The sequence below is a fragment of the Lentzea sp. HUAS TT2 genome, assembly GCF_051853195.1.
Lineage (GTDB): Bacteria > Actinomycetota > Actinomycetes > Mycobacteriales > Pseudonocardiaceae > Lentzea.
The window spans coordinates 4,528,788-4,540,268 of the sequence record NZ_CP196667.1; the positions used below are offsets into that span (position 1 = coordinate 4,528,788).

At 67.9% G+C, this 11,481-nt stretch carries 12 protein-coding genes; 9 read left to right on the forward strand and 3 right to left on the reverse strand.

The features are described 5' to 3' along the window. Positions 1 to 40: 40 nt before the first annotated feature. Positions 41 to 523, forward strand: a complete 483-nt coding sequence (locus ACSHWB_RS22700) for a MarR family winged helix-turn-helix transcriptional regulator (protein ID WP_439664006.1) — start codon at positions 41 to 43, stop codon at positions 521 to 523. Positions 524 to 563: 40 nt separating this feature from the next. Beyond that, positions 564 to 2,006, forward strand: a complete 1,443-nt coding sequence (locus ACSHWB_RS22705; RefSeq protein WP_439664007.1) for a DHA2 family efflux MFS transporter permease subunit — start codon at positions 564 to 566, stop codon at positions 2,004 to 2,006. On the opposite strand, the gene ACSHWB_RS22710 is transcribed toward ACSHWB_RS22705, so the two are convergent. Continuing rightward, positions 2,003 to 2,620, reverse strand: coding sequence for a hypothetical protein (locus tag ACSHWB_RS22710; RefSeq protein ID WP_439664008.1), 618 nt, complete (start codon positions 2,618 to 2,620; stop codon positions 2,003 to 2,005). The genes ACSHWB_RS22705 and ACSHWB_RS22710 overlap by 4 nt on opposite strands. A gap of 131 nt (positions 2,621 to 2,751) precedes the next feature. Between ACSHWB_RS22710 and ndk the strand changes: the two genes are divergently transcribed. Both ndk and ACSHWB_RS22720 read left to right on the forward strand, forming a co-directional pair. Next, positions 2,752 to 3,162: a nucleoside-diphosphate kinase gene (ndk, locus tag ACSHWB_RS22715; protein WP_439664009.1), complete on the forward strand. Its 411-nt coding sequence runs from the start codon at positions 2,752 to 2,754 to the stop codon at positions 3,160 to 3,162. Between the two features lie 63 nt (positions 3,163 to 3,225). Then, complete coding sequence (locus ACSHWB_RS22720) at positions 3,226 to 3,750, forward strand: hypothetical protein (protein WP_439664010.1); 525 nt, start codon at positions 3,226 to 3,228, stop codon at positions 3,748 to 3,750. 15 nt (positions 3,751 to 3,765) lie between these two features. Here ACSHWB_RS22720 and ACSHWB_RS22725 read toward each other — a convergent pair whose 3' ends face one another. Further along, complete coding sequence (locus ACSHWB_RS22725; protein WP_439664011.1) at positions 3,766 to 4,353, reverse strand: GNAT family N-acetyltransferase; 588 nt, start codon at positions 4,351 to 4,353, stop codon at positions 3,766 to 3,768. 55 nt (positions 4,354 to 4,408) lie between these two features. Between ACSHWB_RS22725 and ACSHWB_RS22730 the strand changes: the two genes are divergently transcribed. The 4 genes from ACSHWB_RS22730 to ACSHWB_RS22745 are packed head-to-tail and all read left to right on the forward strand — an operon-like array spanning position 4,409 to position 8,940. Continuing rightward, positions 4,409 to 5,323 (forward strand): ABC transporter ATP-binding protein, encoded by a 915-nt coding sequence (locus tag ACSHWB_RS22730; RefSeq protein ID WP_439664012.1) that lies wholly within the window; start codon positions 4,409 to 4,411, stop codon positions 5,321 to 5,323. Further along, entirely contained in the window at positions 5,323 to 6,096 is a 774-nt protein-coding gene (locus ACSHWB_RS22735) for an ABC transporter permease (RefSeq protein ID WP_439664013.1), read from the forward strand. The genes ACSHWB_RS22730 and ACSHWB_RS22735 overlap by 1 nt, the downstream gene beginning before the upstream one ends. Then, positions 6,093 to 6,935: an ABC transporter permease gene (locus tag ACSHWB_RS22740; RefSeq protein ID WP_439664014.1), complete on the forward strand. Its 843-nt coding sequence runs from the start codon at positions 6,093 to 6,095 to the stop codon at positions 6,933 to 6,935. The genes ACSHWB_RS22735 and ACSHWB_RS22740 overlap by 4 nt, the downstream gene beginning before the upstream one ends. Before the next feature lie 43 nt (positions 6,936 to 6,978). Then, entirely contained in the window at positions 6,979 to 8,940 is a 1,962-nt protein-coding gene (locus ACSHWB_RS22745; RefSeq protein ID WP_439664015.1) for a TIGR03960 family B12-binding radical SAM protein, read from the forward strand. 79 nt (positions 8,941 to 9,019) lie between these two features. On the opposite strand, the gene ACSHWB_RS22750 is transcribed toward ACSHWB_RS22745, so the two are convergent. Next, positions 9,020 to 10,450, reverse strand: a complete 1,431-nt coding sequence (locus ACSHWB_RS22750; protein ID WP_439664016.1) for a S8 family peptidase — start codon at positions 10,448 to 10,450, stop codon at positions 9,020 to 9,022. Positions 10,451 to 10,654: 204 nt separating this feature from the next. Between ACSHWB_RS22750 and ACSHWB_RS22755 the strand changes: the two genes are divergently transcribed. Next, entirely contained in the window at positions 10,655 to 11,380 is a 726-nt protein-coding gene (locus ACSHWB_RS22755) for a TIGR03936 family radical SAM-associated protein (RefSeq protein ID WP_439664017.1), read from the forward strand. Positions 11,381 to 11,481: the final 101 nt, after the last annotated feature.

The following is an 11,481-nucleotide window of genomic DNA, read 5'->3' on the forward strand; positions in this document are numbered from 1 at the left end:
AAATAGTTTTGTTCCAGATTAGTTTGGTACCGTGGTGCTCATGGGCACGACGGGGTGTACTGACCTGATGATGCTGCTGCATCGGACGGCGCACGCGCTCGAGACAGAGCTGACGGCGAGGCTCGCGGACATCGGTCTGAGTCCGCGAGCCCGTTGCGTTCTGTCGAGCGCGCTGGACGCGGGACTCACGCAGACCGAGATCGCCGACATGGTCGACATCGACAAGACGACCATGGTCGTGACGATGGACGCGCTCGAATCCGCTGGTTACGCCGAGCGCAAGCCGTCGCCGACGGACCGCCGTGCGCGCGTTGTTGTCGTGACCGAGTCGGGGCGTGAGATCGTCGCGAAGGCCGACGACGTGTACTCGGACGTTGTCGGGAGCGTCCTGGGCTCGTTGCCGGACGACGAGCGTTCTGGCCTGGTCAGCGGCCTGACCCGGCTGGTGGAAGGCCGGTTGAGCACCCCCGTGCCGTGTGAGAAGCCGCCTCGCAAACGTGCTCTGCGTCATGCCGTCAGCTAACAGATAGTCCCGTACAAAACTATCTGCTACGGTTCCTCTCATGACTTCAGGGGGATCGAAGACCGACACGCGCTGGCTGGCGCTGATCGTGTTGTGCGCGGGGATGTTGATGATCGTGCTGGACCAGACGATCGTGAACGTCGCGCTGCCCGCGATCGCGGAGGACCTCGACTTCGGCCAGGCCGGGCTGGCCTGGGTCGTCAACGCGTACCTGATCGCCTACGGCGGTCTGCTGCTGCTCGCGGGTCGTCTGGGCGACCTGATCGGGCACAAGAAGGTGTTCCTGATCGGCCTCGGCGTCTTCACCGTCGCGTCACTGCTGTGCGGGCTGTCCTTCAGCTCCGAGATGCTGATCGTGGCGAGGTTCGTGCAGGGTGCGGGCGGTGCGCTGGCCACGTCCGTGACGCTGGGCATGGTCGTGACGATGTTCCCGGAGCCGGGGGAGCAGAGGCGCGCCATCGGCGTGTTCAGCTTCGTCGCGGCGGCGGGCGCGTCCCTCGGCCTGCTGCTCGGCGGTGTGCTGACCGACGCGATGTCGTGGCACTGGATCTTCTTCGTGAACATCCCGATCGGCATCGTCGCCGCCGTCGCCGCGGTGCGCCTGGTGCCGGACTCGGTCGGTCTCGGCCTGCGTGAAGGCGCGGACGTGCTCGGCGCGTTGCTGATCGTGGCCGCGGTGATGCTCGGCGTCTACACGATCGTCAAGGCGGAGCACTACGGCTTCGGCTCCGCCCACACGCTGGGCCTGGGCGCCGTCGCCGTGGCGTTGCTGGTGGGATTCGTCGTGCGCCAACGGACTGCCGCGAAGCCGCTGCTGCCGTTGCGGGTGTTCCGGTCCCGCAACGTGACGGGCGCGAACCTGGTGCAGATCTCCATGGTCGCCGGCATGTTCGGCCTGTTCTTCCTCGGCACCTTGTACATGCAGCTCGTGCTGCAGTACACGCCGCTGCAGATCGGCCTGGCGTTCATGCCCGTCGCGCTGGCGATCGCGGTGTTCTCGGTGTCGCTGTCGGCGCGTCTGAACTCACGGTTCGGCGAGCGCAACATGCTGATCGTGGGCCTGCTGTTCATGCTGGTCGGCATGATCGTGTTCGCGCAGGTGCCGGTCGACGGCTCGTACCTCGCGGACATCCTGCCCGCCGTCGCCCCGCTGGGCATCGGGATGGGCCTGTCGTTCCCGGCACTGATGACGCTGGCGATGTCGGGCGCCGCCCAGGGCGAGGCGGGGCTGGCTTCCGGGCTGGTGAACACGACCGCGCAGGTGGGCGGGGCGCTGGGGCTGGCGGTGCTGGCCACCACGTCGACCAGCTACACGTCGTCGCTGCTGGCCTCCGGTGTCGGGCGGCTGGAGGCGTTGACCTCCGGGTTCCACCTGGCGTTCTGGATCTCGGCCTCGCTCGTGACGGTGGCCCTCGGGTTGGCGGTGTTCGTGCTGCGGCAGGTTTCCGTGGACCGTTCTGCTCAGCCCGTGCCGGTGCACTAGTGGTCGGCTAGTTCTTCTCGCTTCTGGACGTCCTCGGTGCGCAGGATCGTGAACTTGCGGTCCTTCGCGTCGAGGACTTTGAGGAAGCCCGGGCTGGTCTCGAAGACGTAGACCTCTTGGGCGTCGTTGATGCGTTCCTTCGGGACCCACGGGGTGCTGACGATGGCAGCCACCGCCAAGGCGGAGCCGGCCACCAGCCAAGCGAACCACTTGAGTACCCAACGGGCGTTGCGGATGGCCAGAACCATGGCCGTGCCGATCACCACCGCTCCCGCGGACAGCCACCAGCGGTGGTAGGTCAGGGTGTGGGAGACCATCAGGGCCAGGAGCACGATGAGGGCGAGAAGTGACGTCGTGTTGTGGCGCTCGGGGTCCTTGCGGGTGTTCAGGAAGTAGAAGAACGTGGCCGGGGTGACGATCATCAGCAGAACCGTGCTGATGCGGTCGTCGGCCATGAACGTACCGAGGAACAGGCCTGGGGCGTCGTCCAGTTCGAGCGTGTGAAGCAGGGCGAAACTCGTGTGCCAGTCATATCCGGACACCGCGAGGAGCCTGAGCAGAACGAAGAGGACGGCGGCGCCGGTCAGCGCGGAACCCGTGTGCTTTGCACTCACTCGCAGAACGTATCGCCGCCGTGTGCGGGGCGGTGGGAGTAGCCCCCGTCACAGCCCTCCCGGAGGGCGTCGGAAGTGCGCGGTTACCCTTGTCGGCACATCCCGTACCTGTTTCGAGGAGTCACACCGTCGTGTCCGAGCGCACCCTGGTTCTCGTTAAGCCCGATGGCGTTGAGCGTGGTCTCGTTGGCGAGGTGATCGCCCGCATCGAGCGCAAGGGCCTCAAGCTCGCCGCTCTCGAGCTGCGCACCGCCGACCGCGCCACCGCCGAGCAGCACTACGCCGAGCACGACGGCAAGTCGTTCTACGGTGACCTGGTGGACTTCATCACCGGTGGGCCGCTGGTCGCGATCGTGGTGGAGGGTGTTCGGGCGATCCCGGCGTTCCGTCAGCTCGCCGGTGGGACCGACCCCGTCGAGAAGGCCACGCCCGGCACGATCCGCGGGGACTTCGGCACCGAGGTTCAGTACAACCTGGTGCACGGGTCCGACTCGGCCGAGTCGGCCGAGCGTGAGATCAAGATCTGGTTCCCGAACCTCTGAGGTTTTCGCTGTGGCGGCCCTGACCGGTGAAAATCGGTTGGGGTCGTTGTTATTTTCTGGGCTGTGCCACTTTCCAGGACGCAGCTCGCCGCAGATCTCGCCGTTGTGGGGCTGGAGTTCCTCGGCCTGCTGGATCACGAGCCCGCTTTTCCCACCCCACCCGGTCGTAGCGCGGCTTCCAGCCTGACCGAGCACGGACGCTTCGACACGCGTGCGGTGAGCATCGACGACCCCGGGTTCGCGGCGAAGGTCAACGCTGACTGGTGGGGGATGGCCGTCGAGTACGAACTCTTCGACGAGCGGCGTGAGTGCCTTTTCCCGGTGGACTTCCGGGATCCCGGGGACGGTGAAAGCCGGTTCGAGTGGGTCAGGGTCCGGTTGCGGGACGGCGTGGATTCCTTGGACGTCGCCGGGGATGCGTGCCGGCACTTTCGCGGGTGGCGGTTCGAGGAGGACGGGCGGGAGTTCTGGGTGCCCGAGTTCACGATGTTGTCGGTGGATTCCCGGATGTTGATCCATACGACGTTGTGGGGGAACTACACGGTCGGCACGATCGTGGTCCGGCCTGACCGGGTGCGCGCGGGTTGAGCCGGCTTCGCGTTGTCAGGCCCTTCGCGGGCTGCTGCCCAGGCCGCCTGCCGTTGCCCCGTTGAGACGGGTTCCCTCCGGGTAGCCGAGCGGCAGGTACATCGACACGTCGTCCCACCTCTCGTCGCCCACCGCGATCGCGTTCGGCATCCGTCCGCATTCGCGGAACCCGAGGCTCTCGTACAGCTCGATGGCGCCGTGGTTGTTGCCGCGCACACCCAGCATCAGGATTTCGATGCCGTGCGCACGTGCGTTCTCGACCAGGCCCTCCATCACCCGCTTGCCGAGCCCGAGGCCACGGGCCGAGGGGTGGGCCATGACCTGCTGGACCTCTGCGCGGTGCTGGAACACGGCGGTCGAGCCTCGGCGCCACAGGCCCACCGCGCGCACCACGCCGTCCACGGTCACGGCCGCGAAGGCCGCGTCACCGTCGCGGACCTGCTTCAGGACGGTGTCCAGCCAGGTTGAGATCCGGTCGTGGGCCGGGGGCTCGTGGTAGCCGACCGCGCCGCCCGCTGCCACTACGTCGTGCACGACTGCGTGGATCTCTGCGCGGATCGTGTCGTCGGCCTCTGAGAGCCAGTGCAGGGCGGTGGTGGGCATGGGGTGATCGTAATTGCGTCGAGAATTGTCAGACCTGTTCGTTACCGTCGGGCAGGTGGACAACCTCGTTGAGGCCAAGGCTCTGACCAAGCACTTCGGGTCGTTTGAGGCCGTTCGTGGGATCGACGTCGAGGTTCGGCGCGGGGAGGCGTTCGGGTTTCTCGGGCCCAACGGTGCCGGGAAGTCGTCGACCATGCGGATGATCTCGTGCGTGTCCGGGCGCAGCGGCGGCGAGCTCAAGGTGCTCGGGATGGACCCGGCTGCGCAGGGGCCGCAGATCCGGGCTCGGCTGGGGGTGGTGCCGCAGCTCGACAACCTGGACACGGAGTTGACGGTTCGGCAGAACCTGCAGATCTACGGGCGGTACTTCGGGATGTCGCGGGCGAAGTGCCGGGAGAAGGCTGAGGAGCTGCTGGAGTTCGCGCAGCTGAGTGACAGGGCCGATCACGAGGTCGAGCCGCTCAGTGGCGGGATGAAGAGACGGCTCACGATTGCTCGGTCGTTGGTGAACGATCCGGAGTTGCTGTTGCTGGACGAGCCGACCACCGGGTTGGACCCGCAGGCTCGGCATCTGTTGTGGGACAGGCTGTTCCGGCTGAAGCAGGACGGTGTCACGCTCATCATCACCACGCACTACATGGACGAGGCCGAGCAGTTGTGCGATCGGCTCGTGGTGATGGACGGCGGGCGGATCGCGGCTGAGGGGTCGCCCAGCGAGCTGATCAGTCGGTACTCCACCAGGGAAGTGCTGGAGCTGCGGTTCCAGCCTGGGGCGGCGAAGCCGGATTTGGAGAGGTTCGCCGAACGGGTCGAGGTTCTGCCGGATCGGTTGCTGCTGTACACGCAGGACGGGGAGCACACGCTGAGCGTGGTGCACGAGCACGGGGTTCAGCCCGTGCAGAGTCTTGTGCGGCGCAGTTCGCTGGAGGACGTGTTCCTCCGGCTCACCGGGCGGACGTTGGTGGACTGATGCAGACGCTGAGGGCCTCCTGGTTCGGCTTCGAGAAGCACTGGATGTGGTACCGGCGCAACTGGCGGGCCACTGTGGTGTCGAGCTTCTTGACGCCGGTGTTGTTCCTTTTGGCGCTGGGGCTCGGGTTCGGGTCGCAGGTGCAGTCGACGGCGTTGATCGGCGGGGTGCCGTATCTGGAGTACCTCGCGCCCGCGCTGGTGGTCGTCACGGCGTTGCAGGGGGCGACGTTCGAGTCGACTTACGCGATCATGTCGGCGTTTCTGTGGCAGAAGACGTACGTCGGGATGGTGGCGACGCCGATCACGCCCGCGCAGGTGTTGTACGGGCAGATGTTGTGGATCGGGTCGCAGATGTTCGTGCGGTCCGCGGTGTTCGTGGGGATCGCGGTTGTCCTTGGTGCGGCTGCGGGGCCTGGGATTCTCGTGGCGATTCCTGTTGCGACGGTGGCGGCGCTGGCGTTCAGCGCGCCGTTGGTCGCGTACAGCGCGACGTTGGACAAACCTGACGGCTTCACCACGATCTTCCGGTTCGTGATGATGCCGATGACGTTGTTCACCGGCGCGTTCTTCCCGGTCAGCCAGCTGCCGGAGTGGTTGTTGCCGGTGGTGTGGCTGACGCCCGCCTGGCACGGCATCGAGCTCGCGCGCGGTGCGACGTTCGGGACGATCGACCTCTTGCCCGCGTTGGGGCACCTCGTTTACCTCGTGGCGCTGACGGCCGCGGGCATCGCGCTCGGCGTGAAGTTCTTCCACCGGAGGCTGGCGGTATGACGCAGACCCTCGATCGCGAGAAGGCCGTGCCCGCCAGCGTGGGGCTGTTGTGGCGCGTGATCCCGCCCGGGCTTTACGGCGGGAAGGCGAGCATGCTCGTCGAACGCGCTGCGGTCGTGAACCGGCGCGCGTGGTTCGTGCTGGTCGGCGGGGCGTTCGAGCCCGTGCTGTTCCTGTGGTCGCTGGGGCTCGGGTTCGGGCAGATGGTGTCGGCGGTGGCCGGGCCGGACGGGCGGCCGATCTCGTACGCGGCGTTCGTCGCGCCCGCGTTGCTGGCGGCCAGCGCGATGAACGGGGCCGTGTACGACGCGACGTTCAACGTGTTCTTCAAGTTCAAGTACGTGAAGCTGTACGACGCGATGCTCACGACGCCGATGGGGCCGATGGACATCGCGATCGGCGAGATCGCCTGGGCGCTGCTCAGGGGCGGTCTGTACTCGGCCGGGTTCCTCGCGGTCATGCTCGGGATGGGGCTGATCTTCTCGCCGTGGGCGCTGCTCGCGTTGCCGGCGGCGCTGCTGGTGGCGTTCGCGTTCGCCGCGGTGGGCATGGCGGCGACGACGTTCATGAGGTCGTGGCAGGACTTCGACCTCGTGCAGCTCGCGGTGCTGCCGATGTTCCTGTTCTCGACGACGTTCTACCCGCTGTCGGTCTACCCGGGCTGGCTGCAGACCGTGGTGACGTGGACGCCGCTCTACCACGCGATCGAGCTGATGCGGGGCCTCACGCTGGGCGTTGTCGGCTGGGGGCTGCTCGGACACGTCGCGTACTTCGCGGTGCTCGCGGCCGTCGGCACGGTGGTGGCGGCGCGGCGGCTGGGCACGTTGTTGCTGGACTGACCGCGATTCGGCCCTGCCACGTGAGGGCCGTTACTCTGGTCGTGTGAGTGCCGAGTCTGTTTTCCCCAGGTTGGAGCCACTGCTGCCGCGGATCTCCAAGCCGGTGCAGTACGTCGGCGGCGAGCTCAACGCGACCGTCAAGGACTGGGACGCGGCCTCCGTGCGCTGGGCTTTGATGTACCCCGACGCGTACGAGGTCGGCCTGCCCAACCAGGGCGTCATGATCCTCTACGAGATCCTCAACGAGCTGCCGGACGTGCTCGCCGAGCGCACCTACGCGGTGTGGCCGGACCTCGAGGCGTTGATGCGTGAGCACGACGTCCCGCAGTTCACGGTCGACGGGCACCGGCCGGTCAAGGCGTTCGACCTGATGGGCATCAGCTTCGCGACGGAGCTGGGCTACACGAACATGCTGACGGCGCTGGACCTAGCCGGCATCCCGCTGCACGCCGCCGACCGCACCGTGGACGACCCGATCGTGGTCGCCGGTGGGCACGCGGCGTTCAATCCGGAGCCGATCGCGGACTTCGTGGACGCGGCGGTGCTCGGCGACGGCGAAGAGGCCGTCCTGGAGATCACCGAGATCGTCAGGACGTGGAAGGCCGAGGGCAGCCCCGGCGGCCGCGACGAGGTGCTGACCAGGCTCGCCGAGACCGGCGGTGTGTACATCCCGCGCTTCTACGACGTGGAGTACCTGCCGGACGGCCGCATCCAGCGCGTCGTGCCGAACCGCGACCGGGTCCCGTACCGCGTCTTCAAGCGCACCACGATGGACCTCGACGCGTGGCCGTACCCGAAGCAGCCGCTGGTGCCGCTCGCCGAGAGCGTCCACGAGCGGATGAGCGTCGAGATCTTCCGCGGCTGCACGCGCGGCTGCCGCTTCTGCCAGGCGGGCATGATCACCCGCCCGGTGCGCGAGCGGTCCATCGAGGGCATCGGCGCGATGGTCCAGAAGGGCCTGGAGGCGACCGGCTTCGAGGAGGTCGGCCTGCTGTCGCTGTCCAGTGCGGACCACAGCGAGATCGCCGAGATCACCAAGGGCCTCGCGGACCGCTACGAGGGCACGAACACGGGCCTGAGCCTGCCGAGCACGCGGGTTGACGCGTTCAACATCGACCTCGCGAACGAGCTGTCCCGCAACGGAAGGCGCTCGGGTCTCACCTTCGCGCCCGAGGGCGGCAGCGAGCGGATGCGCCGCGTCATCAACAAGATGGTGTCCGAAGAGGACCTCATCCGGACGGTGTCGGCCGCGTTCTCCAACGGCTGGCGGCAGGTGAAGCTCTACTTCATGTGCGGCCTCCCGACCGAGGAGGACGAGGACGTCCTGCAGATCGCGGAGATGGCGAAGAACGTCATCCGCGCGGGCCGGCAGGCCAGCGGCCGCAACGACGTCCGTTGCACCATCTCGATCGGCGGGTTCGTGCCCAAGCCGCACACGCCGTTCCAGTGGGCCGCGCAGTGCGACCCGGACGTGGTCGACGACCGGCTGAAGAAGCTCCGCGACGCCGTGAACAGCGACCGCAGCCTCGGCCGCAACATCGGCATGCGCTACCACGACGGCAAGCCGAGCCTCATCGAAGGCCTGCTCAGCCGCGGTGACCGCCGCATCGGCAAGGTCATCGAGGCCGTGTGGCGCGACGGCGGCCGCTTCGACGGCTGGAGCGAGCACTTCTCCTACGACCGCTGGACCGCGAAGGCGGCCGAGCAGCTGGAGCCGCTCGGCGTCGACCTCGCCTGGTACACCACCCGCGAGCGCGAGGAGCTGGAGGTCCTGCCCTGGGACCACCTCGACTCGGGCCTCGACAAGGAATGGCTCTGGGCCGACTGGCAGGACGCGCTCGACGAGCGCGAGCAGGACGACTGCCGCTGGACCCCGTGCTTCGACTGCGGTGTCTGCCCGGCGATGGGCACGGACATCGAGGTCGGTCCGACGGGCCGCAAGCTGCTGCCGATCTCCCCGGTCGGCGTCGGCTCCCCGGTGAAGAACCCGGCGCTCACCCCGTAGCTCCAAACGCCACGCGGGGCCCTTTCGTACCGTCAGACGGTACGAAAGGGCCCCGCGTGCGTCGTGGCGGGCAGGGCGGCTACTTCGTGACGGCGGCCAACGCGTCCACGAGGCCGTGCCCGTAGAACGAGTTGTACTCCGAGTACCCGGTGCAGAACGCGTCCTGCACCCCGGTGCCGTTCAGGTCGTAGTCGGCGGGACACGCCAGCGTCTCCGCCTGCGCGTTCAGCATCCGGCCCAGCGACAACGCGTCGGTCTCGGGATGCACCGACGCGATCAGCGCCGCCACCCCGGACGCGTGTGGGGCCGCCATCGACGTGCCGCACGAGTAGTCGTAGCCGGACGGCACGGTCGACAGCACACACCCGGTCGGCGTGCGCGGATCGCCACCCGGCGCCGTCACGTCGATCGCGCCGAGGCCGTACGAGCTGTACCCGGCCTTGGTCTTGGTCGACTCGACCGCCGACACGCCGACCACGTTCTTGAGTTGTGCGGGCAGCACCACACACGTCGAGTCCACCGGACGCGTCTGCGCCTCGCCGTTCGTCGGCGACAACGAGTCGCGTCCCGGCCGGGACAGGTCTGCGGCCGCGTTCCCGGCTGCGGCGACCGTCAGCACGTTGCGCGTGGTCGCGTAGTCCACGGCACGGCGCACGGCCTCGTAGACGATGCGCTGGCCGGGCTCGCTCTGGCAGGTGAACAGGTACGGGTCGATGAAGTAGCTGTTGTTGGTGATCGTCATGTTCTGCGAGGCGGCCCACATGAAGCCGCACACCGCGTACTCGGGGTAGATGAAGCCGTCGTCGTCCACGACCTTCACGGACGCGATGCGCACGCCCGGTGCGACGCCCGTGGTGCCACGGCCGTCGTCAGCTGCGGCGATGGTGCCGGCGACGTGCGTGCCGTGGGCGGAGGTCGTCGGGGTCCACGCGGCCGGTGACGTGTCGGGCTTGCCGGTCAGGCACCCCGCGGACAGTTCGGGGGCCAGCGCGTCCACCAGGTCGGGGTGGCGGGCGTCGACGCCGGAGTCCAGCACGCCCACGACGACCGACTTGGAACCCGTGGTGATCTCGTGCGCGGCCGGCGCCTTGATGAGATTCATGTCCCACTGCTCGGCGGACCGCACGCCCGCGGGGCGCAGCAGCTCCGTGTCGTCCTTCTTCCGCTTCACCGACCGCTTGGCGATGCTCTCGGCCTGGGCGCTGTACGCGCGTTCTGGGCCGATCAGCTTGAGGAAACCGGGGTCGGGCGAGGTGGCCACCGCGACCGAGATCTGCGGGTAGTAGACGGTGGTGAGACCGCACGCCTCTGAGATCTCCGAGTTCGCCGTCTCAGCGGTCGTGAACTGCGGAAACACCACGAGGTAGCGCAGCAGCGGACCCGGCTGGATGCAGGACGGTCCCCCGGCGGCGGAGTCCGGTTCCGCGCCGGCGGGCAGGGACGCCGCCAAGCACCCTGCGACGAGCAGTGCGGTCATCGCCGCCGCTCGAGCGCGGTGGAGCAGAGGCACCAGGGACCTCCAGGTCGGCAGGGCGTCCAGACAGCCGGACCGTAGCCACGCGCAACGATCTAGACAAGCTGAACGTTCTGAATCAGGTTCACGGTACCGTCCTCCTGGACGAACAGCCTGCGCCGATGGGACCGCTCACCCGTCGGAACACCACTGGGAGCACCGCTGAGCCGCAACCTGCCCAACAACCCATCCGCCGCGGCGGTGCAGAAACTGCGCCTTCGCTACACCAAGCGGGGGAGGTTGCGTTTCACCTCGCACCGCGACATCGCTCGCACGTTCGAACGTGCGCTGCGCAGGGCAGGCGTACCCATGGCTTACTCCCAGGGGTTCAGCCCTCACCCGAAGGTGTCGTGGGTCGGCGCCGCGCCGACCGGCGTCGCCAGCGAGGCGGAGTACGTCGAGGTGTCCGTGGTCGAGAGGCTCGACCCGGTGGCGCTGAGGGCCGCGCTCGACGAGGCGTTGCCACCCGGCATCGACGTCGTCGAGATCGTCCAGGCGAACGGTGGCAACCTCACCGAGCGCATCGACGCGAGCGAATGGCGGATCGAGCTCGACGGGGTCGACCCGGACGAGCTCGCGAAGGCGGTGAGCGTCTTCCTCGCGGCGGAGTCCGTGGAGGTCGAGCGGCTCACCAAGAACGGCACGAAGATGCTCGACGTGCGGCCCGCCGTCGTGTCAGCGCTGGTCGAACCACGTTCGAGCGACGCCGGACACGATGACACCGCTTTGTCACAACCGTGTGGGATACTCATGACGGTTGTACGGCAGGTAACGCCTACCGTGCGACCCGACGACGTGCTGAATGCGCTTCGCGTCGTGGCCGATCTCGTGCCGCCGGTACCTGCGAGAGCAACCCGGATGGCGCAGGGAAGGCTCGACGGCGAGGGCAGGCTGGTGGACCCGCTCCAGCAGGACAGAGAGTCCTGACGAGCGCCGACGGTGTCGGTCTGGTCTGACCCGGCCGCAACGCAAACAGGAGGAGCGGCGCTGACAGCGGCGTCGTCGTGGGACCTGCGCAAGCGTGCGCC